This window comes from Micromonospora sp. KC723 (assembly GCF_004348595.1).
Lineage (GTDB): Bacteria > Actinomycetota > Actinomycetes > Mycobacteriales > Micromonosporaceae > Micromonospora.
Window position 1 is genome coordinate 1 of sequence record NZ_SMKD01000024.1, and the last position, 24814, is coordinate 24814.

27 protein-coding genes are annotated in these 24814 nt (G+C 73.9%); 17 read left to right on the top strand and 10 right to left on the bottom strand.

Features of this window, described 5'->3' with window-relative positions; genetic code table 11:
- Nucleotides 1-58: 58 nt before the first annotated feature.
- Nucleotides 59-757: an LON peptidase substrate-binding domain-containing protein gene (locus tag E1165_RS08325; protein WP_132389377.1), complete on the bottom strand. Its 699-nt coding sequence runs from the start codon at nt 755-757 to the stop codon at nt 59-61.
- A 106-nt stretch (nt 758-863) separates the two neighbouring features.
- Between E1165_RS08325 and hisD the strand changes: the two genes are divergently transcribed.
- The 12 genes from hisD to hisF all read left to right on the top strand — a co-directional run bounded on the left by hisD (nt 864) and on the right by hisF (nt 9125).
- A complete protein-coding gene (gene hisD, locus E1165_RS08330) occupies nt 864-2186 on the top strand; it encodes a histidinol dehydrogenase (RefSeq protein WP_132389379.1) in 1323 nt (440 codons plus the stop codon).
- Nucleotides 2183-3253, top strand: coding sequence for a histidinol-phosphate transaminase (locus E1165_RS08335; RefSeq protein ID WP_132389381.1), 1071 nt, complete (start codon nt 2183-2185; stop codon nt 3251-3253). Before hisD ends, E1165_RS08335 begins: the two co-directional genes overlap by 4 nt.
- Nucleotides 3254-3308: 55 nt before the next feature.
- On the top strand, nt 3309-3920 hold the full coding sequence (gene hisB, locus E1165_RS08340) for an imidazoleglycerol-phosphate dehydratase HisB (RefSeq protein WP_132389383.1): 612 nt from the start codon (nt 3309-3311) through the stop codon (nt 3918-3920).
- 46 nt (nt 3921-3966) lie between these two features.
- Entirely contained in the window at nt 3967-4137 is a 171-nt protein-coding gene (locus E1165_RS28880; RefSeq protein ID WP_165945175.1) for a hypothetical protein, read from the top strand.
- Complete coding sequence (gene hisH, locus E1165_RS08345; protein ID WP_132389385.1) at nt 4137-4763, top strand: imidazole glycerol phosphate synthase subunit HisH; 627 nt, start codon at nt 4137-4139, stop codon at nt 4761-4763. The genes E1165_RS28880 and hisH overlap by 1 nt, the downstream gene beginning before the upstream one ends.
- Nucleotides 4764-4799: 36 nt before the next feature.
- Nucleotides 4800-5123: a hypothetical protein gene (locus tag E1165_RS08350; RefSeq protein ID WP_132389387.1), complete on the top strand. Its 324-nt coding sequence runs from the start codon at nt 4800-4802 to the stop codon at nt 5121-5123.
- Between the two features lie 16 nt (nt 5124-5139).
- Nucleotides 5140-5868, top strand: coding sequence for a bifunctional 1-(5-phosphoribosyl)-5-((5-phosphoribosylamino)methylideneamino)imidazole-4-carboxamide isomerase/phosphoribosylanthranilate isomerase PriA (gene priA, locus E1165_RS08355; RefSeq protein WP_132389389.1), 729 nt, complete (start codon nt 5140-5142; stop codon nt 5866-5868).
- The gene (locus E1165_RS08360) at nt 5865-6278 is read left to right on the top strand and encodes a RidA family protein (RefSeq protein WP_132389391.1); all 414 of its coding nucleotides are present in this window, start codon (nt 5865-5867) and stop codon (nt 6276-6278) included. Before priA ends, E1165_RS08360 begins: the two co-directional genes overlap by 4 nt.
- An 81-nt stretch (nt 6279-6359) precedes the next feature.
- Complete coding sequence (locus E1165_RS08365; protein WP_132389393.1) at nt 6360-6806, top strand: MarR family winged helix-turn-helix transcriptional regulator; 447 nt, start codon at nt 6360-6362, stop codon at nt 6804-6806.
- A gap of 5 nt (nt 6807-6811) precedes the next feature.
- On the top strand, nt 6812-7243 hold the full coding sequence (locus E1165_RS08370; RefSeq protein WP_132389465.1) for an organic hydroperoxide resistance protein: 432 nt from the start codon (nt 6812-6814) through the stop codon (nt 7241-7243).
- A 42-nt stretch (nt 7244-7285) separates the two neighbouring features.
- Nucleotides 7286-8284: an NADP-dependent oxidoreductase gene (locus E1165_RS08375; protein WP_132389395.1), complete on the top strand. Its 999-nt coding sequence runs from the start codon at nt 7286-7288 to the stop codon at nt 8282-8284.
- A gap of 73 nt (nt 8285-8357) precedes the next feature.
- The gene (gene hisF / locus E1165_RS08380; protein ID WP_132389397.1) at nt 8358-9125 is read left to right on the top strand and encodes an imidazole glycerol phosphate synthase subunit HisF; all 768 of its coding nucleotides are present in this window, start codon (nt 8358-8360) and stop codon (nt 9123-9125) included.
- Nucleotides 9126-9173: 48 nt separating this feature from the next.
- On the opposite strand, the gene E1165_RS08385 is transcribed toward hisF, so the two are convergent.
- Nucleotides 9174-9635: a hypothetical protein gene (locus E1165_RS08385; protein WP_132389399.1), complete on the bottom strand. Its 462-nt coding sequence runs from the start codon at nt 9633-9635 to the stop codon at nt 9174-9176.
- A 38-nt stretch (nt 9636-9673) separates the two neighbouring features.
- The gene (locus E1165_RS08390; protein ID WP_243704656.1) at nt 9674-10348 is read right to left on the bottom strand and encodes a YitT family protein; all 675 of its coding nucleotides are present in this window, start codon (nt 10346-10348) and stop codon (nt 9674-9676) included.
- 58 nt (nt 10349-10406) lie between these two features.
- Between E1165_RS08390 and E1165_RS08395 the strand changes: the two genes are divergently transcribed.
- Entirely contained in the window at nt 10407-11864 is a 1458-nt protein-coding gene (locus E1165_RS08395; RefSeq protein ID WP_132389401.1) for a PLP-dependent aminotransferase family protein, read from the top strand.
- A 158-nt stretch (nt 11865-12022) separates the two neighbouring features.
- Nucleotides 12023-13300 (top strand): low temperature requirement protein A, encoded by a 1278-nt coding sequence (locus E1165_RS08400; protein ID WP_132389403.1) that lies wholly within the window; start codon nt 12023-12025, stop codon nt 13298-13300.
- A gap of 91 nt (nt 13301-13391) precedes the next feature.
- Here E1165_RS08400 and E1165_RS08405 read toward each other — a convergent pair whose 3' ends face one another.
- The 3 genes from E1165_RS08405 to E1165_RS08415 all read right to left on the bottom strand — a co-directional run bounded on the left by E1165_RS08405 (nt 13392) and on the right by E1165_RS08415 (nt 17336).
- A complete protein-coding gene (locus E1165_RS08405) occupies nt 13392-15218 on the bottom strand; it encodes a long-chain fatty acid--CoA ligase (protein WP_132389405.1) in 1827 nt (608 codons plus the stop codon).
- Nucleotides 15219-15358: 140 nt separating this feature from the next.
- Entirely contained in the window at nt 15359-16363 is a 1005-nt protein-coding gene (locus tag E1165_RS08410) for a terpene synthase (protein WP_243704657.1), read from the bottom strand.
- Nucleotides 16364-16706: 343 nt separating this feature from the next.
- The gene (locus tag E1165_RS08415) at nt 16707-17336 is read right to left on the bottom strand and encodes a TIGR03085 family metal-binding protein (protein WP_132389407.1); all 630 of its coding nucleotides are present in this window, start codon (nt 17334-17336) and stop codon (nt 16707-16709) included.
- A 169-nt stretch (nt 17337-17505) separates the two neighbouring features.
- Here E1165_RS08415 and E1165_RS08420 point away from each other — a divergent pair, with 169 nt between their 5' ends.
- From E1165_RS08420 to E1165_RS08430, 3 genes are all read left to right on the top strand, one after another.
- Nucleotides 17506-19380 carry an ABC transporter ATP-binding protein gene (locus E1165_RS08420; RefSeq protein WP_132389409.1) on the top strand — a complete coding sequence of 625 codons (1875 nt, stop codon included), beginning with the start codon at nt 17506-17508 and terminating at the stop codon, nt 19378-19380.
- Nucleotides 19377-21155 (top strand): ABC transporter ATP-binding protein, encoded by a 1779-nt coding sequence (locus tag E1165_RS08425; protein ID WP_207916772.1) that lies wholly within the window; start codon nt 19377-19379, stop codon nt 21153-21155. Before E1165_RS08420 ends, E1165_RS08425 begins: the two co-directional genes overlap by 4 nt.
- Nucleotides 21156-21292: 137 nt before the next feature.
- Nucleotides 21293-22045 carry a DUF2470 domain-containing protein gene (locus E1165_RS08430; RefSeq protein WP_132389411.1) on the top strand — a complete coding sequence of 251 codons (753 nt, stop codon included), beginning with the start codon at nt 21293-21295 and terminating at the stop codon, nt 22043-22045.
- 89 nt (nt 22046-22134) lie between these two features.
- Here E1165_RS08430 and E1165_RS08435 read toward each other — a convergent pair whose 3' ends face one another.
- The 4 genes from E1165_RS08435 to E1165_RS08450 form a co-directional block, all read right to left on the bottom strand.
- Nucleotides 22135-22515 (bottom strand): hypothetical protein, encoded by a 381-nt coding sequence (locus E1165_RS08435; protein ID WP_132389413.1) that lies wholly within the window; start codon nt 22513-22515, stop codon nt 22135-22137.
- 139 nt (nt 22516-22654) lie between these two features.
- Nucleotides 22655-23278: a TetR family transcriptional regulator gene (locus E1165_RS08440; RefSeq protein ID WP_132389415.1), complete on the bottom strand. Its 624-nt coding sequence runs from the start codon at nt 23276-23278 to the stop codon at nt 22655-22657.
- Nucleotides 23275-24030 (bottom strand): ABC transporter permease, encoded by a 756-nt coding sequence (locus tag E1165_RS08445; RefSeq protein WP_132389417.1) that lies wholly within the window; start codon nt 24028-24030, stop codon nt 23275-23277. The genes E1165_RS08440 and E1165_RS08445 overlap by 4 nt, the downstream gene beginning before the upstream one ends.
- Complete coding sequence (locus E1165_RS08450; protein WP_132389419.1) at nt 24027-24758, bottom strand: ABC transporter ATP-binding protein; 732 nt, start codon at nt 24756-24758, stop codon at nt 24027-24029. The genes E1165_RS08445 and E1165_RS08450 overlap by 4 nt, the downstream gene beginning before the upstream one ends.
- Nucleotides 24759-24814: the final 56 nt, after the last annotated feature.

Sequence of the window (24814 nt, forward strand, 5' to 3'; positions counted from 1 at the left end):
CCCCACGGCCTCGGCCCGGATCGCCCGGACCCGGCGACCGGCCCCGCCCCGGGCGGGATCAGTTGGGCACCGGGGGGGAGGCCAGCTCCGACAGCGGCACCGGAACCGCCCGGACCTGGCGCAGCAGAGCCGCCTCGCGGTTGAGCAGCCGCAACTCGGCGCGGAGCCGGGCGGCGGTGTCGTCGATGGCAAGCAGCCGCTGCCGGTCCGTCACGGTCAACGCGGCGGTCGCCGCCACCAGGTGCGACAGCACCGTCGGGTCCTCCGGCAGCTGCTCGGAGACCTCCTGCTCGCCCGGACGGACCAGTCCCAGGTACTGCCGGAAGACCGCGATCACCCGGGCCGCCAGCAGCTCGGTCACCTCGTCGGCTCCGGCCGGCTCCGGCAGCCACTCCACCTCGGCGGTCAGGTACGGCCCGGCGTCCCGCTCGACGTCGACGACGCGGAACCGCCGCCGGCCCACCGTGACGATGTTGAAGCCGCCGTCGTCGAGCTCGGTCACCTGACGCAGCTCGGCGGTGCAGCCCACCTCGTGCAGGACCACCTCGCCGCCGCCCGGAACGGCCCGTCCCGCGTCCGGGGCGACCTCCCAGCCGCTGCGGATCGCCACCACGCCGAACTCGCGGGGTGCCCCCTCCGGCCGCCCGACCAGGTCGCGCACCAGGGTGCGGTAACGCTCCTCGAAGATGTGCAGCGGCAGCACCAGACCGGGGAAGAGCACCGTTGCGAGCGGGAACACCGGCAGCCGTGCGGTCACGCGTCCGAGCGTAGCCCGATCCCGCGCGGACGGCGTGTCCCGGCTCACCGTCCCGCCGTGCGGACGGCGCGGGCCGCCTCCGCGGCAGCCGCCTAGACTCGCAGGGGTGTTGAATCGGATCGACCTGCGCGGCGGGGCCCGTGACCCGCGCCGCCTGCTGCCCCGTGCCCAGCTCGACGTCTCCGTGGCCGTCGAGCGGATCCGCCCTGTGGTGGAGGCGGTCCGGGAGCATGGGTACCGGGCGATCCGGGAGGCCAGCGAGCGGTTCGACGGGATCAGCCCGGAGGTGCTGCGGGTTCCCGCCGAGGTTATCGCCGAGGCCGAGGGGACGCTGGACCCGCAGGTGCGCGCCGCGCTGCTGGAGTCGATCACCCGGGCCCGGAAGGTGCACGCCGACCAGCGCCGCACCGACCACACCACCCAGGTCGTGCCGGGTGGCACGGTGACCGAGCGGTGGCTGCCGGTCGACCGGGTCGGTCTCTACGTCCCCGGCGGCCTGGCCATGTACCCGTCGACCGTGGTGATGAACGTGGTCCCGGCCCAGGTGGCCGGGGTCCGCTCGCTGGTCGTGGTCAGCCCGCCGCAGCAGGAGAACGCCGGCCTGCCCGACCAGCGGGTTCTCGCCGCCTGCGCGCTGCTCGGCGTCGACGAGGTGTACGCCGTCGGCGGCGCCCAGGCGGTGGCGATGCTCGCGTACGGCGCGGCGGTCGACCCCGAGGGCACCCTCTTCTGCGACCCCGTCGACATGATCACCGGTCCGGGCAACATCTGGGTCACCGCCGCCAAGCGGCTGCTGCGCGGCGTGGTCGGCATCGACGCCGAGGCCGGCCCGACCGAGATCGCCATCCTGGCCGACGACACCGCCGACCCGGCGCACGTGGCCGCCGACCTGATCAGCCAGGCCGAGCACGACCCGCTCGCCGCGAGTGTGCTGGTCACCCCGTCGGTCGCGCTGGCCGACGCGGTCGACACGGAGCTGGCCCGGCAGGTGCCCGCCACCAAGCACGCCGAGCGGGTGGGCACCGCGCTGCGCGGCGAGCAGAGCGGCGTCGTGCTGGTCGACGATCTGGCCGCCGGGCTGCGGGTGGTCGACGCGTACGCCGCCGAGCACCTGGAGATCCAGACCGAGAACGCCCGCGAGTGGGCGCTGCGGGTCCGCAACGCCGGGGCGATCTTCGTGGGGGCCTGGTCGCCGGTGTCGCTGGGCGACTACTGCGCCGGCTCCAACCACGTACTGCCCACCGGCGGCTGCGCCCGGCACTCCTCCGGGCTGTCCGTGCAGTCGTTCCTGCGCGGCGTCCACCTGGTGGAGTACACCCGGGAGGCGCTGCGCGAGGTGGCTCCGCACGTGGTCACCCTGGCGGGGGTCGAGGACCTGCCCGCGCACGGCCAGGCGGTGCGGGCGCGCTTCGCGGAGGAGTCCGCGTGACGACCCTGGACGACCTGCCGATCCGCGACGACCTGCGGGGCCTGACGCCGTACGGGGCGCCGCAGCTGGACGTCGCGGTGCGGCTGAACACCAACGAGAACTCCTATCCGGTGCCCGGGCCGGCGGTCGACGCGATCGGCAGGGCCCTCGCCGCCGAGCTACGCGACCTCAACCGCTACCCCGACCGCGACGCCGTGGCGCTCCGCGCCGACCTGGCCGCGTACCTGGGCCACGGGCTCACCGGGGACCAGGTCTGGGCCGCCAACGGCTCCAACGAGATCCAGCAGCAGCTGCTCCAGGCGTTCGGCGGCCCGGGGCGCAGCGCGCTCGGCTTCGTCCCGGCGTACTCGATGCATCCGCTGTTGTCCCTGGGCACCGGCACCCGGTGGATCCCGGCCGCGCGTGGCGTCGACTACGGGCTGACCGCCGGCGAGGCGGTCGCCCAGGTCCGGGAACACGGCCCCGACGTGGTCTTCCTCTGCTCGCCGAACAACCCCACCGGCACCGCCCTGGACCCGGCCGTGGTCGCCGCGGTGCTCGACGTCGCGCGCGGCATGGTGGTGGTCGACGAGGCGTACGCCGAGTTCGCCCGGCCGGGCACGACCAGCGCCCTGGCGATGCTGCCGGGGCACCCGCGGCTGGTGGTCACCCGCACCATGAGCAAGGCGTTCGGTTTCGCCGGTGGGCGGCTGGGTTACCTGGCCGCCGACCCGGCGGTGGTGGCGGCGGTGCAGCTCGTGCGGCTGCCGTACCACCTCTCGGCGCTGACCCAGGCCGCCGCCCGGGCGGTGCTGGCGCACCGCGACGCGCTGCTCGGCACCGTCGAGGCGATCATGGCGCAGCGCGACCGGATCGTCACCGAGCTGCGCGCCCTGGGGTACCGGGTGGCCGACAGCGACGCCAACTTCGTGCTGTTCGAGGTGGGTGGCGACCAGTCCGCCGCCTGGCGCACCCTGCTCGACGCGGGGGTCCTGGTCCGTGACGTCGGCCTGCCCGGCTGGTTGCGGGTCACCGCCGGCACCCCGGCCGAGACCGACGCCTTCCTGTCCGCAATGAAGAAGCTCTAGTGGGAGCGCGAGGAGTGAGCTCGCGGGTCCCGCAGCCGCGACCGAAAGGTAAGCAATGAGTCGCACCGCCCGGGTGGAGCGGATCACCAAGGAGACCAACGTCCGGGTCGAGCTGGACCTCGACGGCGCCGGCAGGGCCGAAATCAGCACCGGCGTCGGCTTCTACGACCACATGCTGCACCAGATCGCCCGGCACGGCGGCTTCGACCTCACCGTGCGTACCGTCGGCGACCTGGAGATCGACGCCCACCACACGATGGAGGACACCGCGCTCGCCCTGGGCGCCGCGTTCGACCAGGCGCTGGGCGACAAGGCCGGCATCCGCCGGTACGGCTCGGCCACCGTCCCGATGGACGAGGTGCTGGTCCGGGCGGCGGTCGACCTGTCCGGCCGGCCGTACGTGGTGCACGACGAGCCGGCCCTGGCGCCGTACATCGGCCCGGTCTACCCGACCAGCATGACCCGGCACATCTGGGAGTCCTTCGGCCAGGCGGCCCGGATCACCCTGCACGTGGACGTGCTGCGCGCCGCCCGGCCGGGCGGCCACCCGGACGCCCACCACGTGGTGGAGGCCCAGTTCAAGGCGGTCTCCCGGGCGCTGCGGGAGGCCACCGCGCTGGACCCGCGCAACGCGGGTGTGGTGCCCAGCACGAAGGGGGCGCTGTGACGGGCGCGTGGATCGGCCCGGCGGCCGGGACCGGAGGCCGGCGCTGATGGGCGCGGTGTTGCCGACCCTGCTGTTGATCCTGGCCGGGGTGCTGGTCGGCGGGACGTGGTCGTTGCTCCGGCAGGGCGCGCCGCGGGGCGCGGTGGTGGTCACCGGGCTGCTCGCCGCGCTGGCCACCGTCGCCGGGCTGCTCTGGCTGCTACCGGGGGAGGGCTGATGGGCAAGCGGATCGTGGTGCTCGACTACGGTTCGGGCAACCTGCGGTCGGCCGAGCGGGCGCTGGAGCGCGCCGGCGCGGACGTGACCGTCACCGCCGACCTGGCCGCCGCCGCCGGGGCGGACGGCCTGGTGGTGCCGGGCGTGGGCGCGTTCGCCGCCTGCATGGCGGGGATCGAGGCGCTCGGGGCCGGGGCGGTCATCGCCGACCGGGTCGCCGCCGGCCGGCCGGTGCTGGGCATCTGTGTCGGCATGCAGGTGCTCTTCGAGCACGGCGACGAGCACGGGGTGGTCACCAAGGGCCTGGGTCTGCTGCCCGGCGGGGTCAGGAAGCTGCCCGCCCGACGGCTGCCGCACATGGGCTGGAACACCGTCGACGCGCCGGCCGGTTCGGTGCTCCTCGCCGGGTTGCCGGCCGGCAGCCGGTTCTACTTCGTCCACTCGTACGGGGTGACCGACGTGGCTGGCCTGGTCGCCGCCGGCGCGACGGTGACCACGGCCCACCACGGGGCGGACTTCGTCGCCGTCGTGGAGCGCGGTCCGCTGTCGGCGGCCCAGTTCCACCCGGAGAAGTCCGCCGACAGCGGCGCCGCGCTGCTGCGCAACTGGCTGGCCACGGTTGACTGAGCCGGTGGTCCGGCTGTCCGCGCGGGCGGCCGGCCGGTGAGCAGGGAGCGGGCCCGGCGGCGCGCCGAACGGGAGGCCCGGACCGCCCGGGAACGCGTGGTCCGCCAGCGCAGGCTGGCCCGCCGGGAGCGCCGCCGGGCCCTGGTCCGCCGGCTCACGCCGCAGTGGCGGCGGGGCCGGACCGGGCGGCTGGCCCGGCGTACCCGCGGAGAGCGGGCGGCGATCGTCGGGCTGAGCCTGGCCGCGCTGTTCGGTGTCTGGATGTTCGTCGACGACCCGGCGCTCCGGCTGGTCCTGGTCGTCCTGTTGCTGCTGGTCCTGCCCGCGGTTGTGGTGATCGCGCTGGACCGTCGGATCTGACCGAGGAGAAGAGAAGTTGAGCCTCACCCTGTTGCCCGCCGTGGACGTCGCCGACGGCCAGGCCGTCCGGCTCGTGCAGGGCGCCGCCGGTAGCGAGACCGCGTACGGCGACCCCCTGGAGGCCGCGCTGGCCTGGCAGTCCGACGGTGCCGAGTGGATCCATCTGGTGGACCTCGACGCCGCGTTCGGTCGGGGCTCCAACGCGCACCTGCTCGCCGAGGTGGTCCGCCAGCTCGACGTGAAGGTCGAGCTCTCCGGCGGCATCCGGGACGACGAGTCGCTGAGCGCCGCCCTGGGCACCGGCGCCGCCCGGGTCAACATCGGCACCGCCGCGCTGGAGGACCCGCCGTGGTGTGACCGGATCTGCGGGGAGTACGGCGACCGCGTCGCGATCGGGCTGGACGTGCGGGGCCGTACCCTGTCGGCCCGGGGCTGGACCCGCGACGGCGGTGACCTGTGGGAGGTGCTGGAGCGGCTGGACAAGGCCGGCGCGTCCCGGTACGTGGTGACCGACATCACCAAGGACGGCACCATGCGTGGGCCGAACCTGGAGCTGCTGCGCGAGGTCTGTGCCCGCACCGACGCCCCGGTGATCGCCTCCGGTGGTGTCTCGACCCTGGACGACCTGCGGGCGTTGGCCACCCTGGAGCCGGTGGGAGTGGAGGGTGTGATCACCGGCAAGGCGCTCTACGCCGGGGCGTTCACGGTCGCCGAGGCGCTGGAGACGCTTCGGGCCGCCGGGTGAGCCCGGCTGGGCCGGAGTCGGCGGTCGTCACCCGGCTGGGTTCAAGTGGCCCCTGGGAGGCGCGGTACGGCTACTCCCGGGTGGTGCGGGCCGGGGACCGGGCCTGGACGGCCGGCTGCACGTCGACGGTCGACGGTGTGGTGGCGCACGTCGGGGACGCGGCGGCGCAGACCGTCCAGGCGTTGCGGATCGGCCTGGCCGCGCTGGCCGAGGTGGGCGCGTCGGCGGCGGACGTCATCCGGACCCGGATGTACGTCACCGACCGGAGCCACGCCGACGAGGCGGGTCGGGCGCACCACGCTGTCTTCGGCTCGGTGCGTCCGGCGGCGACGATGGTGGTGGTGGCCGGGCTGATCGATCCGGACCTGCTGGTCGAGGTGGAGCTGGAGGCGTACCTGGGCCAGCGGTGAGCGGGGCCGCTCGGGGTGGGGGCTGTCACATCGCGACCGGATAAGTAGTGCACAACTTAATTTGGCACTACTGTTTGGGGCGTGACCGATGATCTGGTGCTGCGTCGACAGGTGTGCTTCGCGCTCTATGCCGCGTCCCGCGCCCTCACCGACGTCTACCGGCCCATCCTCGACGAGTTCGGCCTGACCTACCCGCAGTACCTGGTGCTGCTGGTGCTCTGGGAACGCGGCGACGACGCCCCCACCGTCTCCGAACTCGGCGCCGCGCTGCGGCTGGACTCCGGCACGCTCTCCCCGCTGCTCAAGCGGCTGGAAGTCGCCGGCCTGGTGGTCCGGTCCCGATCCGCGCGCGACGAGCGGCGGGTGGAGGTGGGGCTGACCGCCGACGGTGCGGCCCTGCGGCAGCGGATCGGCGAGGTGCCGGCGCGGGTCGCCCGCGCCACCGGCCTCACCCAGGCCGAGTTGGTCGCCCTGCGCGACAGCCTCACCCGGGTCACCGAGACGATCCACCGACAGAAGGAGCAGTGATCCCCGTGCAGGTGCTCTACACCGCCTCCGCCCGCGCCACCGGTGACGGCCGCAACGGCCACGTCCGCACCTCCGACGGCACCCTCGACCTGGACCTGGCGATCCCGAAGGAGATGGGCGGCGCGGGCGACGCGGCCAACCCCGAGCAGCTCTTCGCCGCCGGCTACGCCGCCTGCTTCCACTCCGCGCTGCGCACCGTGGCCCGCAAGGCCAGGGCCGACGTTTCCGGCTCGGTCGTCGAGGCGGAGGTGGGCATCGGCCCGAACGGCAGCGGCGGCTTCGGGCTGACCGTCGCCCTCGTGGTGGACCTGCCCGCCCTGGAGCGGGCCGCCGCCGAGCAGCTCGTCGAGGCCGCCCACCAGGTCTGCCCGTACTCCAACGCGACCCGCGGCAACATCGACGTCGCGCTCACCGTCCGCGAGGCCGCGTCGGCCTGAGCGTCACCCCCGACGACGACCGCGTACGAGAGGAAAACCTTCATGAGCACCAACCGTGAGATCCACCTGGCCTTCCGCCCGCAGGGCTGGCCCACCGCCGACAACTTCCGCCTCGTCGAGACCGAGGTGCCGACCCCCGGTCCGGGCCAGATCGTGGTCCGCAACCAGTACATGTCGGTCGACCCGTACATGCGGGGCCGGATGGACGACGTCAAGTCGTACGTGCCGCCGTTCGCGCTCGACGCCCCGCTCGACGGCGGCGCGGTCGGCGAGGTCGTGGCCAGCGAGGCCGACGGCATCACGGTCGGCGACACCGTCCTGCACGGCCTGGGCTGGCGCGAGTACGCCCTGGTCGAGGCGCGCGCCGCCCGCCCGGTCGACCCGACCGTCGCCCCGCTCACCGCCTACCTCGGCGTGCTCGGCATGACCGGCCTCACCGCGTACGCCGGGCTGCTCGAGGTCGCCGCGATGAAGCCGGGCGAGACGGTCTTCGTCTCCGGCGCCGCCGGCGCGGTGGGCAGCATGGTCGGCCAGATCGCCAAGCTCTCCGGCGCCGCCCGGGTGGTCGGCAGCGCCGGCTCGCCGGCCAAGGTCGAGCGGCTGAGGGCGCTCGGCTTCGACGCCGCCTTCGACTACCACGACGGTCCGGTACGGGACCTGCTCGGGGCTGCCGCCCCGGACGGGGTCGACGTCTACTTCGACAACGTCGGCGGCGAGCACCTGGAGGCCGCCATCGGCGCGATGAACCCGCACGGGCGGGCCGCCATCTGCGGCATGATCGCGCAGTACAACTCGACCGAGCCACCGGCCGCCCCGCGCAACCTGGCACAGGTCATCGGCAAGCGGCTCACCCTGCGTGGCTTCCTCGTCGGCGACCACGGCCACCTGCGCGACCGGTTCGTCGCGGACGTGGCCGGCTGGCTGCGCGACGGCAGGCTCTCGCACGACGAGACGGTCGTCGAGGGCATCGAGAACGCCCCCGACGCGTTCCTCGGCATGCTGCGCGGCGAGAACCTGGGCAAGATGCTCGTCCGGGTGTGACCCGGAACTCCTTCCCGGCGGTCGGCCCGGTCGGGTCGGCCGCCGCGCCGTACCGGTTGGATAGGCTCGCGGCATGACGGTGGCGGTACGCGTGATCCCGTGTCTGGACGTGGACGCCGGTCGGGTGGTCAAGGGGGTCAACTTCCTCGACCTGCGCGACGCCGGCGACCCGGTGGAACTGGCCGCGGCGTACGACCGGGCCGGCGCCGACGAGTTGACCTTCCTCGACGTCACCGCCTCCGCCAGCGACCGGGGCACCACCCTCGACGTGGTCCGGCGCACGGCGGAGTCGGTCTTCATCCCGCTCACCGTCGGCGGCGGCGTCCGGCAGGTGGCCGACGTCGACACGCTGTTGCGCGCCGGCGCCGACAAGGTCGGGGTGAACACCGCCGCGATCGCCCGGCCGGAGCTGATCGCCGAGATCGCCGACCGGTTCGGCCGGCAGGTGCTGGTGCTCTCGCTGGACGTACGGCGGGCGCCCGCCGGCACCACCGCGAGCGGCTTCGAGGTCACCACGCACGGCGGCCGGCGCGGCACCGGCCTGGACGCCGTCGAGTGGGCCGCCCGCGGCGCCGAACTGGGCGCGGGAGAGATCCTGCTGAACTCGATGGACGCCGACGGCACCAAGGCCGGGTTCGACCTGGCGCTGATCCGGGCGGTCCGCGCGGTGGTCGACGTGCCGGTGATCGCCAGCGGAGGCGCCGGCGAGGTGTCCCACTTCCCGCCCGCGGTCGGTGCGGGCGCGGACGCGGTGCTCGCCGCCAGTGTCTTCCACTTCGGCGAGCTGACCGTGGGTGAGGTGAAGGACGCGTTGCGGGTCGCCGGGCATCCCGTCCGCTGACGCCGGGGCACCGCTGCGTCCGGCCCCGCCCGGGCCGGTCGGGCCGCCTCAGCGGCCGGACTGGCCCTCGGGTGAGCGGCGCGGCGCGGGGATCGACCGGACGAGGTACTCCTGTACCGCCGCGGCGTGCTCCTCCTCCGGCAGGTGCCACTCCGCGTCGCCGGGCGTGGCGTGCCGGCGGGCCAGCACCCCCTGCACGGTGTCCACCGTGGTCCCGACGCCGGCGCTCGGCCTCGTCCGCCAGAGCCGCTCCCCCTCCGGGGTGATCCGAAACCAGCCGTCGCTCACGCTGACCAGCCCGGCACCGACCAGCCGGCGGACCGCTGTCTCGACGTCCTCCCGGTCGGGGATGTTCTGGTTGAGGTGGTCGGCTGTGGAGAGGACGTCAGCGAGCCGAACGCCCTCCGGGCGCCGGGAGTCCGCGGCGCGGCGGTGCCGCCCCGCGCCGCTCGCGATCACCAGTGACACGAAGATCCAGGCGTCCGTCCACCGCCATGCGTCCACCGCCATGCAGGAATGATGCCCGGCGGTGTCGCCGGAGGAAACACCTACTTTGCGGTGGGCGCGTCTGCGCAGGTCAGGGCCGAGATGGTGAGGTTCGTTTCCGGAGCGGTCCGGTGACTGACGGCGAAGAGGGGGATGAACAGCTGGGTCAACGGGCCGATCGCCAGCGCGTACGCCACCGTTCCCAGGCCCACGGTGCCGCCGAGCAGGACGCCGGAGGCCAGCACGACCACCTCGATGGCGGTGCGGACCAGCCGGACCGACCAGCCGGGACGCCGGGCGACCAGCCCGGTCATCAACCCGTCACGGGGGCCGGGGCCGAGGTCGGCACCGAGATAGAGGCCGGTGGCGGCGCCGTTGGCGACGATGCCGGTGACCACCAGCACGACCCGGGCCGGCAGTGGCAGGTCGGCCGGGAGGAGGGCCACGGTGGCGTCGACGGCCAGTCCGATCACCACCACGTTGCTGAGCGTGCCGAGGCCGGGCCGCTGCCGCAGCGGGATCCACAGCAGCAGCACCGTCGCACCGACCAGGATGCTCGCCGTGCCCACGGAGATCCCGGTCTGCCGGGACAGGCCCTGGTGGAAGACGTCCCACGGGTTCAGCCCGAGTCCGGAGCGGATCATCAACGCCATGCTGACGCCGTAGAGGACCAGGCCGGCGTAGAGCTGGGCCAGTCGTCGTACCGGTCGGGATCGGAGATTGCCAATCAGCGCCATGCATGCCAACCTAGTGGCCAATTAGTGTTAGAGAAGAACCAATTCGGGGGAGGTGGCTATGACCAGCCAGGTCCGGGGAGCCCAACTGGCCCGGTTGCTGGGGCATTGGCATGCCCTGCCCGGCCGCCGCAGAAGCCCGGACTACGCCGCTCTCGCGGCCGCCGTTCGCGGTCTGCTCGCCGACGGCCGGCTCCCGCTGGGGGTACGCCTGCCCGCCGAGCGGGAACTGGCCGAGGCGCTGCGGATCAGCCGGACCACGGTCACCGCCGCCTACCGGCAACTCCGCGAGACCGGCCACCTCGCCAGCCGGCGCGGCGCGGGAAGCTGGACGATGCTGCCCGGCACCCACCGGGTCGCCAGCACCGGGCTGTGGACGCCGCTCGACGACCAGGACATGATCGACCTCGGGGTCGCCGCGCTGGCCGCCCCGCCGCAGCTCGTCCCCGCCGCCCGGGCCGCCACCGAGGACCTGCCCCGGTACCTGAACGGCGCCGGCTACCACCCGACCGGGATCATCGAGCTGCGCGAGGCGGTCGCCCGCTCGTACACCGATCGGGGGCTGCCCACCAGCGCCGAGCAGATCATGGTCACCAGCGGCACTCAGCACGCGCTGGACCTCGTGCTGCGCCTGGCGCTGGCCCCCGGGGGCAGCGTGCTGGTGGAGTCGCCCACCTACCCCAACGCGCTGGCCGCGTTCGCCGCTCGCCGCGCCCGGATCGCCACCCACGGCCTGGCCGCCGACGGCCTCGGCTGGGATCCGGACCTGCTGCTGGGCAGCATCCGCCAGACCCGCCCCAAGCTGGCCTACCTGATCCCCGACTTCCAGAACCCGACCGGCCACCTGATGCCGGCCGACCTGCGGGAGCAGACCGTCGCCGCGGCGCACGCCGCCGGCACCGACCTGGTGGTCGACGAGTCCTTCGTGGACCTGCCGCTGGACGGCACCCCGATGCCACCGCCGGTCGCCGCGTACGACCGGCACAGCCGGGTGATCAGCATCGGCGGGATGAGCAAGCCGTTCTGGGGCGGGCTGCGGATCGGTTGGGTGCGGGCCAGCGCTCCGCAGGTCCAGCGGCTCGCCGCCGCCCGGGTCGGCGTCGACATGGCCAGTCCGGTACTGGACCAGCTCGTGGCGGTGCACCTGCTCGCCGACGCCCCGGCCATCGTCGCCGCCCGCCGGGCCCAGCTCGCCGCCCAGCGCGACGCCCTGCTCGACGCGCTCGACGCACGACTGCCCGACTGGCGGGTGACCGTGCCGCCGGGCGGGGTCACCCTCTGGGCCGAGCTGGACGGCCCGATCTCCAGCGCGCTGGCCCGCGCCGCCGAGGATGTCGGCGTACGGCTGGCACCCGGCCCCCGGTTCGGCCTGGACGGCACCCTGGAGCGCTTCCTTCGGTTGCCCTTCACCCTGCCCGCCGCCGAGCTGGTGGAGGCCGTGAGTCGGCTCGCGGCGGTCCGCTACGACCTGGACCGCTCGGCCCGGCGGCAGTGGCGGGAGGCCACGGTCATCGCCTGAGGCTGCCGGGTCGGCCCTGGCGGCCACCTGCCCGCCACCCGACCCGGCGGTGCCACCACCACCACGTCCGACGGGTCCGTCGCCGATCGGCGACGGACCGGCCGCGCCGCTGGGAGACTGCCGGTGTGCAGGGCGGACGCCGGAGGGGGACGGGCGGGGTGCGACCCGGTGCGCCCGGCTCCCGCACCAGCCGACTGGAACTCTTCTACGACCTGGTCTTCGTCTTCGCGTTCCTCACCGTCACCAACCTGACGTCGAGCCTGGCGACCGTGCCCAACCTGTTCGGCGCCCTGCTGGTGCTGGCGTTGCTCTGGTGGTGCTGGACCGGCTTCGCCGGACTCGGCAACGCGGTCCGCGCCGACCAGGGCGTCATGCCGGTGATCGGCTTCGTCACCGCCGCCGCCACCTTCCTGCTCGCGCTGAGCATGCCCGGGGCGTTCCGCGACGGGCCCGGCGGCGTCAACGGCCCGCTCTTCTTCGCCGGCTGCTACTTCGTGGTCCGCGCCGCGCAGCTCGGCGTCCTCGGCTGGACGCACCGTGCCGACAGGACCCGGCTGCGCCGGTGGGCGCTGCTCGCCGTACTGCCGGTGGTCTCCACCGGACTGCTGGTCGTCGCCGCGCTGGTGCCGCCGCGGGTCGCCGACGGATCCACCCAGGGGTGGATCCGGCTGGGCATCTGGTTGCTGGCCCTGTCCATCGAGTACGTCGGGGGCGTCACGCTCGGCCGGGCGTACTGGACGGTGGTCTCCGCCGGGCACTGGGCGGACCGGCACGCCCTGATCCTGCTGGTCGCGCTCGGCGAGTCGATCATCGCGCTGGGGTTCGGCCCCAAGTTCGTCACCGAGCTGCCGCTCACCTGGCCGGTGGTGGCCGCCGCGCTGCTCGGCGTCGCGGTGGCCGCCGCGCTGTGGTGGGCGTACTTCGACACCCTGGCCCTGGCGGTCGAGCAGACACTGCACCGGACCCGCGAGCCGACCGCCCGGCGCCGGCTCGCCCGGGACGCGTACACCTACCTGCACCTGCCGATGATCGCCGGCGTCATCTTCCTCTCCCTCGGCCTGGAGGACCTGCTGGCCGAGGCGGCAGCGCCGGGCGCACCGGCCTGGGGGCCGCCGCTGGGGTGGTTCTGGATCGTGGTGCTCTGGGGTGGCGTGGGCCTCTATCTGCTCAGTCTCGTCGCGTGCGGGCTGCGGGCGTTGCGCGTGGTCCGGTGGCCGCCGCTCGTGGCCGTGCTGCTGCTCGCCGTGCTCGCCCCGGTCGGGGCGGGTCTGCCGGAACTGGTGGCACTGGCGGTGGTGGCGGTGGTCTGCGTCGCCACGGTCGTCACGCAGACCCTGACCGACGGCGGGTTGCGCCGCGAGGTCCGGCGGGTGGCGCTGGAGGAGGAGCGTGCCATTGAGGCGGAGCACACCCGCTGGCGCGGGCGGCACCTGTGAGCGGGAGCGCCGTACCGCCCGACCGGCGACCGGCGACCGGCGGGCGTGGGTGGCCGTGCCCCGAGCCGTGGGCACGGCCACCCCTGTCCGGTCAGATCCCGGCCAGCGTGCCCTCGTACATCTTGTCGATCTCGGCGGCGAAGTTGCTCTCCACACCCCGCCGCTTGATCTTCAACGACGGGGTGATCTCGCCGTGCTCGATGGTCAGGTCGCGCGGCAGGATGGTGACCTTCTTGATCGTCTCCCACCGGTTGAGCCGCGCGTTGAGCTGGGCGACGTACTCCTCGACCATGGCCTGCGCCTGTGGGGAGGTGACGATGTCGGTGTAGTCGCGGCCCTCCAGCGGGCCGCCCGCCGCCCAGCCCCTGATCGCGTCCGGGTCCAGCGTGACCAGCATGGTGCAGTAGTTGCGGGCCTGCCCGATCACGACCGCCTGCGAGGTGTACGGGCAGACCGCCTTGAACATGCCCTCGATGTGCGACGGCGCGATGTACTTGCCGCCAGAGGTCTTGACCAGGTCCTTCTTTCGATCGGTGATGCGCAGGTAACCGTCGTCGTCGAGGCTTCCGATGTCACCGGTGCGGAAGAAACCGTCCTCGGTGAACGCGGCGGCGGTTTCCTCGGGCAGGTTGTGGTAGCCGCGCATCACCGGCCCGCCCCGCAGCAGGATCTCCCCGTCGGTGTCGATCCGGCACTCCAGGTCGCCCAGCGCCTGGCCGACGGTGCCGATCCGGTTGGCGTGGGGCCGGGCGACGAAGGCCCCGGCACTGGTCTCGGTGAGGCCGTACCCCTCGGAGATGGGCAGGTTGGCGGCGGCGAAGAAGGTGGCGATCTCCGGGCTCAGCGGCGCGGCGCCGGAGACCAGTACCCGGATCCGCCCGCCGAGGCGGGCCTGGAGCTTGCTGAACACCAGCTTCTCGGCCAGCGCGTACTTCAGCCTCAGCCCAATCGGGACCGGCTTGCCGGCCTGCTCCAGGGCGACCTTCTCCTTGCCGACCGCGACAGCCCAGGCGAAGATCTTGGCCTTGGCGCCACCGGCGTCCCGGGCCGTGGTGACCGCCTTGTTGTAGACCTTCTCGAAGACCCGGGGAGCGCCGCACATCAGCGTGGGCCGGACGACGCTCAGCATGTCGACCAGCTTCTCCACCCGGCCGTCGACGTAGGTGGGCAGGCCGACGTGGGTCGCCCCGCACAGCAGCGTCTTGCCGAACGAGTGGGACAGCGGCAGCCAGAGGTACTGCAGGTCGTCCTCGCGCAGCAGGCCGACGTCGGACTGTGCCACGCCCTCCCAGCACCAGCCGCCGTGCAGCAGCTCGACGCCCTTGGGTTGGCCCGTGGTGCCGGAGGTGTAGATCAGGGTGGCCAGGTGATCCGGCCCGATCGGGGCCACCAGCCGCTCGATCAGGCCCGGGTCCGCCGCGAGGGACTGCCGGCCCCGCTGTTCGAGCTCGGCCAGGGTGAGTTGGGGTACGGCGGCGGCCGGGTCGGGCACCCCGTCGAACAGGACCACGTGGGTCAGCGCCGGCAGGTCCGCGCCCGCGATCTTCGCGGCCTGGGCCGGGTTCTCGGCGAACAGCACCCGGGACCTTGAGTCGGCCATGATGTACGCCGCGTCCCCCGGTTCGGTGGTCGGGTACACCGTGGTGGTGGCGCCGCCGGCGCACATGATGCCGAAGTCGGCGATCACCCAGTCCAGCCGGGTGTTGGCCAGGATCGCCACGGGATCCTCCAGGCCGACGCCGAGGCCGTGCAGGCCGGCGGCGACCGCCTTGGCCCGCTGTCCGACCTGTTCCCAGGTGAGCCACACCGGCCCGGAGTCATCCGCGTTGGGGTGGGCGAAAGCGTGGCGGTCCGGTGTCGCGGCCACGCGCTTGAGGAACATGTCGGGGATGGAACGGTACGGTACATCGAGAGACATCGCTGTAGCCGCCTTCAGGGGGTGTAAGACGTGACAAGGGTCACGCCGCTTTGCGGTTACCGAAGAGTATTGCCTGTACCCGGGGGTCGGCTAGCCCTGAAACTGTGAGGCTGCCGGGTGCCCTGACCGGGCACCGGGGATCAGGCGTACCGGTCCGCCCGCAACGACCAGTCGTAGGTGGCCCGGATCCAGGCCCGCCGGGCGGCGAGGAAGGACGCCAGCGCCGGGTCGGCGGCCAGCGCGCTGTCCCGGGCCAGGTATCGGGCCAACCCCTCGTTGAACCGGTCCGCCGCGACCCGGAAGGCGCTGTCGCCGTCCAGCCCGGCCTGCGCCGCGAGCACGGTGACCAGGTTCTGCGCGTCGGACTCCGCCCGCCGCTCCTTGCGGTGCGAGAACAGGTCGTTGCACCAGCAGACCAGGTCGGTGGTGAGGTCGTCCAGGGCGAGCACCTCCGGCGCGCTGCGCCGCCCCACCCCGGGCTGACCGTCGTACGCCAGATCGGTCAGGGTGAGGCTGGGGCGGGCGCCACCGGTGTGCCGCCGCATCTGCACGTACTCAGTCAGCCCCGGCACCCGCCGGCGTTCCCGGTTCGCGGCCTCCCAGAGCAGCGCGAGCAGGTACTCCCGCAGCTGGCTGACCAGCCGCAGCAGCAGGGCCGGCCGGTGCTGGTCGCGGACCCGTCGGCAGATGTCGGCCAGGGCCGACCCGAGCGGGCCGGCGGCCCCCCGCGTCTCCTCGTCCGGCCCGCCGATCCGGTCGAGGACGTCCAGCAGGGCGGCGACGACCGGCGCGAGCCGGGCCGCCTCCGTGCCGAGACCGTCCTCGTCGCACGCGTCGTCCATCACGAACAGCCAGGTGATCAGGTCGGTGAGCAGCCGGAGCCGGTCGAGGGGGGCCGCCGGGCAGGTCCGGCCGGCGAGTTCGGCCGCGGCGGCCCGGCCCAGTCGGCGCTGCCGGGGCCCGGCGTCGACCAGGCCGAGGCGTCCGGCCCAGGCCAGGCTCTGGGCCGCCACCTCGTCGGTGCCGGGATGTCGGGCCGCGACGAAGGGAGGCTCGTGCAGTGCCGACATGGCGGTGCTGAGCATGATGGCCCCCTGTCCGGCCGACCCGGTGGGGCCGGTGCGCAGCAGGTGCGGGAAATGCATCGGCGAGAATCCAGTGTGTACGGACGCCCGGCGCATCGACAGTGACCGATTGCGCACATGGCGGTGCCCGGATTCCCGAAGTCCATGCCGCTTCGTGTCGTCACGGTCACGATCGGTGCCCCCGGGATGGGCCTGCTCGACGCCTGATCTCGGAAAGGCCCGTTCCCGTACTCCTGTCCGGCGGCCTCCCGGCGGTACCGGCGGGCGGGTCGTCCGTCCCGCCCGGTCGAGCGGGACATGGACGGCGCGGAGGCCCGCTGCCGTCGCGCCGCTGCCCGGGCGTCGTCCGGGACCAGACAGGCGCACCGGCGCTCGGGGGTGGACCAGCCGGTCGCGCGTTCGGTCAGAGGCCGAGGGCGGCGGTGCGGAGTCTCTCCGCGCCGGCCGGCGGGCCGTCGACCTGAACCCGCGCCACCCGCTGCCGTCCGGAGAGGAACAACGCCAGCTCGCCCGGGCCCCCCACCAGCCGGAGGCGGTCGCCGCCCCGGCCCACGGCCACCTCCCCGTGCCCGGGGGCCTGCACCAGCAGGTCCGCCGGGAACCGGCGCAGCGCCGCGCGGGCCAGCAGGGCGACCCGCTGCCACAACCGGCCCTGCAGGCCGGCCGGCAGGTCGCGGGGCTGCCACCCCGGCCGGGCTCGGCGGACGTCCTCGTGGTGGACGAAGAACTCCAGGGTGTTGGCCAGCTCGTCGGTGAGCGGGTTGCTCAGCGGGCTCCACACCGGCGGCCGACGGACCTGTCCGACCAGTTCCGGCCAGGGCCGCGCGGCGATCCGCAGGCGTACCCGCTCGGCGTACCCGCGCAACGGCGGCAGCAGGATGCCGCCGGCGGCGTCCGGTCTGCGCTCGCGCAGCACCAGGTGCGCGGCCAGGTCGCGGGTCGTCCACCCGTCGTTGACCGTCGGCGCGTCCGGGCCGCACTCCAGCATCAGGTCGGCGAGCGCCTCGCGCTCCGGTCGGGCGTACCGCGGCATGAGGGAGATGGTAGGCCCGCCGGCGGTATCCGGCGCGGTGGGCTCGCTGGCGGCGGCCGACCGGCAGCCGCCGGCACACGTGACGGCGGACATACCGCATGCGGTCGGCGGGGCTGGCCCCGACCGGTAAGGATGAGGGGACAGAAGGCGGCTTACGGCGGGGGAGAGCGTGGCGAGCGGAACGAGTCGGGACGTCATCGGGCGGGGTCTGTGGGTCCTCGGCCGGGCGATCCGGGAACAACCACGCATCTTCGCGGTGGCTGTGACGGGTAGCGTGCTCTTCGGCCTCATGGTGGTCGCCAGCGCGTACGTCGTGGGCGCGGTGGTCGGCGAGGTGGTGGTGCCGGCGATCGCCCGCGGGTCCGTCCCGGTCGGCGCGCTCGCCCTGGCCGCGGCGGCGCTGTTCGGCATGAGCGTGCTGCGGGTGGTCGGCATCTTCGGCCGCCGCCTCGGCGCCGGCTACATGCAGTTCCGTCTCCAGGCCGCCTACCGCCGCCGGGTCACCCGCCGCTACCTCGACCTGCCGCTGGCCTGGCACCAGCGCAACGCCACCGGCACGCTGCTGTCCAACGCCAACTCCGATGTGGAGGCCGCCTGGTACCCCATCGCCCCGCTGCCCTTCGCGGTGGGCACCCTGGTGATGCTGGTCGGCGCGATCGTCTCGCTCTTCGTCACCGACTGGCCGCTCGCGCTGGTCGGCCTCGCGGTCTTCCCGGCGCTCTTCGCGCTCAACGTGGTCTACTCCCGACGGATGGCGCCCCGGCAGGCCCGGGCGCAGCGGCTGCGGGCCGAGGTCAGTGGCATCGCCCACGAGAGCTTCGACGGCGCCCTGGTGGTCAAGACGATGGGCCGGGAGGCCCACGAGACCGCCCGGTTCGCGGCCCGCGCCGCGGAGCTGCGCGACGCGCTGATCTCCGTCGGCCGACTGCGGGGTGTCTTCGACCCGATGCTGGAGGCCCTGCCCAGCCTCGGCACCCTGGCCGTGCTGGTGGTCGGGGCGTTCCGGCTGCGCTCCGGCGCGATCAACGTCACCGAGCTGGTCAGCGTCGCCTTCCTGTTCACCGTGCTGGCCTTCCCGGTACGCGCCATCGGCTGGGTGCTGGCCGAACTGCCGCGCAGCGTCGCCGGCTGGGACCGGGTCCGCCGGGTCCTGGACGCCACCGGCGAGATGCCGTACGGCGACCGTCGCCTCGACCCGACGAACCCGACACCGGCCACGCTCGCCTTCCACGACGTGCACTTCGGCTACGAGCCGGCCGAGGCGCACCTGCCCGGCGTCGAGGTACTCGGCGAGGTCTCCTTCACCGTTCCGGCCGGAAAGACGGTCGCCCTGGTCGGCCCGACCGGCGCCGGCAAGTCGACCGTCGCCGCCCTGGCGGTACGCCTGGTCGACCCGCGCGCCGGCACGGTCACCCTGGACGGCGTCGACGTCCGCGAGTTGCGCGCCGACGCCCTCGCCTCGAACGCCGCCCTGGTCGCCCAGGTGCCCTTCGTCTTCGACGACACGATCCGGGCCAACATCACCCTCGACCGTCCCGGCATCGGCGACGACGACGTGTGGGCGGCGCTGCGGCTGGCCGAGGCGGACGGCTTCGTCGCCGCGCTTCCCGAAGGGTTGGACACCATGGTCGGTGAGCGCGGCACCTCGCTCTCCGGGGGGCAGCGGCAGCGGCTCACCCTCGCCCGGGCGCTGGCCGGACGACCCCGGCTGCTGGTGCTCGACGACGCGACGAGCGCGGTCGACCCCCGGGTGGAGGCCGCCATCCTGGCCGGGTTGCGCGCCCCGACCGACGGCCGGGCCGCCGCGTCGATCCTGGTCGTCGCGTACCGCCGGGCCACCATCGCGCTCGCCGACGAGGTGATCTACCTGGAGCAGGGGCGGGTGCTGGCCCGGGGTACCCACAGCCGGTTGCTGGCCACCGTTCCCGGGTACGCGCAGCTGGTCACCGCGTACGAGCAGGCCGAGCAGGACCGCGAGCAGCAGCGCGGCTTCGACGAGGTCACCCCGCTGACCTCCGGTTTGGAAATCGAGGTGGACCGGTGAGCGCGGCGGTGGAACACGCGGAGAAGACCGAGTCGACCTGGCGGACCCTGCGCCGTGGTCTCGCGCTCTCTCCGGAGCTGAGGACCGGACTGGCCGGCACGCTCGTGCTGGCCCTGGTCTACATGGTCGGGCGCGTGGCGGTGCCGGTGGCGGTGCAGCGCGGCATCGACGACGGCATCGTCGGCGGTCTCGACCTGGGCGTGGTCTGGACGGTCGTCGGCGTCACCGCCGCCGTGCTGGTGGCGACCACCGCCTGCGGCTACCTGATGATGCGCCGGCTGTTCACGGTCAGCGAGACCGCCCTGGCCAACGTCCGCACCCGGGCGTTCCGGCACGTGCACGACCTGTCGATGCTGCACCAGCAGTCCGAGCGGCGCGGGTCGCTGGTCTCCCGGGTCACCAGCGACGTCGACCAGATCACCCAGTTCCTCCAGTGGGGCGGCGTGATCCTGATCGTCAACCTCGGCCAGCTCGTGGTCACCACCGCGGTGATGCTGGCGTACTCCTGGCAGCTGACGCTGGTGGTGCTCGGCGCGTTCGCGCCGGCGGTGCTGCTCATCCGGGTCCTCCAGCAGCGCCTCGGCGCGGCCTACGGCGTGGTACGGCAGCGGATGGGCGCCCTGCTCGGCGCCATCGGCGAGAGCGTCGTCGGCGCGCCGGTGATCCGGGCGTACGGCATCGCGGGGCGCACCGCCCGGCGGCTGGACAGCGCCATCGAGGGGCAGCAGAAGGCCCAGCAGCGGGCCATCCGGATCAGCATCATGGGCAGCTCGGTGGGGGAGCTGGCGGCCGGTCTGGCGCTGGCCGGCGTCGTGGTCGTCGGCGTCACCCTGGGCGCTGACCGCACCCTGTCCATCGGGCAGCTCACCGCCTTCCTCTTCCTGGTCACGCTCTTCATCCAGCCGGTGCAGATCGCCACCGAGGTGCTCAACGAGGCGCAGAACGCCATCGCCGGCTGGCGTCGGGTGCTCGACGTGCTCGACGTCGCCCCCGACGTGGCCGACCCGGGCGCGCAGGGGCGGGAGTTGCCGCCCGGCCCGCTGGACATCCGGTTCGCCGGGGTGACCTTCGCCTATCCGGGCGGCCCACCGGTGCTGCACGACGTCACCCTGGACATCCCGGCGAAGAGCCGGGTGGCGGTGGTCGGTGAGACCGGCAGCGGCAAGACCACCTTCGCCAAGCTGCTCACCCGGTTGATGGACCCGAGCGCGGGCGAGGTGCTGCTCTCCGGCGTGCCGCTGCACCGGGTCCGGTTCGACTCGCTGCGTTCCCGGGTGGTGATGGTGCCGCAGGACGGTTTCCTCTTCGACGCCACGGTGGGCGACAACGTCCGTTTCGCTCGTCCGGAGTTGACCGACGACCAGCTCACCGTCGCCTTCACCGAGCTGGGGCTGGCGGACTGGCTGGACGGCCTGCCGTCGGGCCTGGACACTCCCGTCGGCGAGCGGGGCGAGGCGCTGAGCGTGGGGGAGCGGCAGCTGGTCGCGCTGGCGCGGGCGTACGTGGCCGACCCGGACCTGCTGGTGCTGGACGAGGCCACCAGTGCCGTGGACCCGGCCACGGAGGTCCGCCTGCAGCGCACCCTGGACGCCGTGACCCGGGGCCGGACGACCCTGGCCATCGCGCACCGGCTCTCCACCGCCCAGGCCGCCGACGAGGTGATCGTGGTGGATCGGGGCCGGATCGTGCAGCGGGGGCCGCACGACGAACTGGTCCGCGACCCGGAGTCGGTCTACGCCCTGCTCTACGCCTCCTGGCTGGAGCAGACCCGCTAGGCGGGCGCGGGAACCGGCCCGCCGGGACGTGCCGGTGGTGACCGGGCGGCACGGATCGCGGTGGTGACGGTGGACGTCTCGGCGCGGGTGCTCTAGGGTGCGACTTAGGTAAGGCTAACCTGTGTTGGAGGTGTCCGATGGGACCGAGCCCCGCCGAGATCGTTCGTACCCTGGTCGCGGGCCGGCTCCCCGCTCTGGTGCACCTCGCTCACCGGCCCGGGCCGTTCCACGTCCGGCACGCCACGGACCCCGACGGCCGGGTGCTGATGCTCGTGCCGGTGGTCAGCGACCTCGCCGCCGAGCTGGCCCCGGGTTCGGCCGACGACGTGGCCGTGGTGCTGGACGTGCTGGACCTGCCCCCGGCGGCCGGTGCGCCGTCGCTCGGCCGGGCCTGGGTGTCCGGCTGGGCCGCGCCGTTGACCGGCGCCGCGGCCCACGCCGCGGCGGCGGACTTCGCCGCGGTCGACCCGACCGGTGACCTGCTCGACGTCGGCACCCGGTTCCGGCTGCACCGCTTCGAGGTGGTGGAGGTCCGGCTGGAGAGCGCCGGCGTGCACCGGGTCGACCCCGTGGAGTACGCCGCCGCCGCACCGGACCCGCTGCACCCGGTCGAGGCCGCGCTGCTGGCCGACCTCGCCGATCACCACGGCCCCGAGGTGACCGGATACCTGCGTCGACGGCTCGACCTGCCCGACGGCGAGCCGCGCGTGCTGCGACTGGACCGGTACGGCATGGTGGTCGCGTACGGCGGGCCGGGCGACCGCCGGCGCGCCCGGCTGGCCTTTCCCCGGCCGGTGGCGGACGTGGCGGAACTGTCCCGGCTGCTGCACCCGATGCTCTGCCGTCACGCGGTGGCCGCCCGCAGTGGTGCCCGGCCACCGGTCGACTAGACCCGGCGGCCAGTTCGGTCTGCCGCGGCGTCGGTCACCGGTCCGCGTCCGGCCCCGGCTGTCGCGTCGATGCCGTCCTGCTCGCCGGATCAGCAGTCGTAGCGGTGCTCGCGGAGCAGCCGCTCGACCGTCGCGGGATCGGGGCTGTTGCCACCCCAGCCGTCGACGTCCTTGTCGTCGACCTCCTCGATGTTCCAGTGGTCACCGCGCAGCGAGCGATCGTTGAACGCCGGGTGCCGGAGGAGGACCTCGCAGGTCGCCGGGTCGGCGTCGGTGTTGACGCGCCACCGGAAGGTGTAGGCGACGGTGTTGCGCCGCTCGCGGTTCTTCCGCAGGGAGGTCTTCACCTCCGGGGAGACCGTCACCGAGGTGAACCCGGCCCGGGTGAGCTTGTCGACGTACTCCCGCTGGGCGTCGCCCTCGCCGCCGCACGCCGTGACGCCCACCAGCGCGACGACCGCGACAGCCACCGGGGCGAACCTTCTACTTCCCAACCTGGCCTCCCGCCAATGCGTGCCACGCTCACCGTCCGGCGGTCCGTGACGGGTCACGGGACCGCGGCGCCATCACGGTAGAGGGTCGGGACAACGTGCCGGACCGGACGGACCCTCACCTGCTCCGGCTGCGGGCAGATCCCTGGTCGAGTTGGCCGGTGAGGTAGCGCTGCACCGTGGGGGCCACCGCCGTCACCAGGGCCTCCGGATCGGCGGAGGCGACCGGCTCCAACCGGATGACGTACCGCATCATGGCCAGCCCGATCATCTGGGTGGCGACCAGCGAGCCGCGCAGCGGCAGCTCGGCCGGGTCGACCGCCAACTGGTCGAGCACCCGGCGGAGCACCTGGGTGACCAGGAACTCGCGCAGCAGCCGGGCTGTCCACTCGTTGGCGACCGCCGAGCGCAGCAGGGCCACCGCCGCCGCGCCGGCCGGCGAGTCCCACACCGTGAGGAACGTGCGGACCAGCCGTTCGCCCACCCCGTCCACGTCCCCCGCGAGCACGGCGGGGAGCAGCTGCGCCGGGTCCACCGGGATGTCGACGGTGGCCCGGAAGAGCTGTTCCTTGGTGCCGAAGTAGTGGTGCACCAGCGCCGGATCGACGCCCGCGGCCGCCGCGATCACCCGGATGGAGGCCGCGTCGAATCCGCGCTCGGCGAAGGCCGTGCGGGCCGCGGCGAGGATCGCCTCCCGGGTGTCCGGGTTGCCGGGGCGCCGGCCGGTGCGTCGGGGACTCATCCGCTGCGCCGCCGCAGGGTCGCCGCGGCCAGCACCAGGGCCACCACGGCCGCGCCGGCCACGACCGCCACGTCCCGCCACATCGTGCCGGTCGGCTCGGCGTGCGCGCCGACCTGCTGGAGGGCCTCGACCGCGTACGACAGGGGCAGCACGTCGCTGACCGCCTGGAGCCAGCCGGCCATCTGCCCGCGCGGCACGAACAGCCCGCAGAGCAGCAACTGCGGCAGCACCACCACCGGCATGAACTGCACCGCCTGGAACTCGGTGCGGGCGAAGGCGCTGCACAGCAGGCCGAGCGCGACCGCCAGCACCGCGTTCACCGCGGCGATCAGGACGACCAGCCAGGCGCTGCCGGCGGTGTCCAGGCCGAGCAGCCCGTACGCCGCGGCCGAGGCGACCGCCGCCTGCGCGGCGCCGGCCAGGCCGAACGCGACGCCGTAGCCGAAGAGCAGGTCGAGCCTGCCCAGTGGGGTGGTGAGCAGGCGTTCCAGTGTCCCGGTGGTGCGTTCGCGGAGCATGGCGATGCTGGTCACCAGGAACATGATGATGAACGGGAAGATGCCGAGCATCACCAGGGCCACCCGATCGAAGAACGAGGGCTGCCCGGGTGGGGTGGGCTGGTCGGCGTACATGAAGTAGAGCAGGGTGAGCAGCGCGGTCGGCACCACCACGAGCAGCGCCACGGTGCGCCGGTCGTGCCGCAGCTGGCGCAGGATGCGCCCGGTGGTGACGGCCAGGATCCTCGGGTTCACGGGGTGGCTCCCTCTCGGGTCTCGCCCGCGCGGATCAACCGCAGGAACGCCTCTTCCAGGTCGTCGACGCCGGTGCGGGCCCGGACCGCGTCCGGGGTGTCGTCGGCGACCAGCCGGCCCTGCCGGATCAGCAGCAGCCGGTCGCAGCGGGCCGCCTCGTCCATCACGTGGCTGGAGACCAACAGGGTCGTGCCGGCTGCGGCGAGCGCGTGGAACCGGGCCCACAGATCGGCCCGCAGGACCGGATCCTGCCCGACGGTCGGCTCGTCGAGGACGATCAGCTCCGGCTCGCCGACCAGGGCACAGGCCAGCGAGGCGCGGCTGCGCTGCCCGCCGGAGAGGGTGCCGACGAGTTGGTGGGCCGCCCCGGCCAGCCCGACGTCGGCCACGGCCCGGTCGGCGTCGGCCGCCCGCCGGCCGTGCAGGGCCGAGAAGTAGCGGGCGTTCTCCCGCACGGTCAGGTCGGCGTAGACGCTGGGCGCCTGGGTCAGGTAGCCGACCCGGCGCCGCAGCGCCGCCGTTCCGGCCGGCTGGCCCAGCACGGTCACGCTGCCGCTGCCGACCACCTGCACCCCCACCACCGCGCGCATCAGGGTCGTCTTGCCGCTGCCGCTGGGGCCGAGCAGCCCGGTCACCGAGCCGCGCGGCACCGCGCAGCCGATGCCGTGCAGCACCCGTCGTCGACCGCGGTCGACGACCAGGTCGCGGATCGTGATCGCGTCCTCCACCGTCCACCTCCGCAGAAACTCATCATCTGTTGAACTCAACGGTAGATGAATTACTC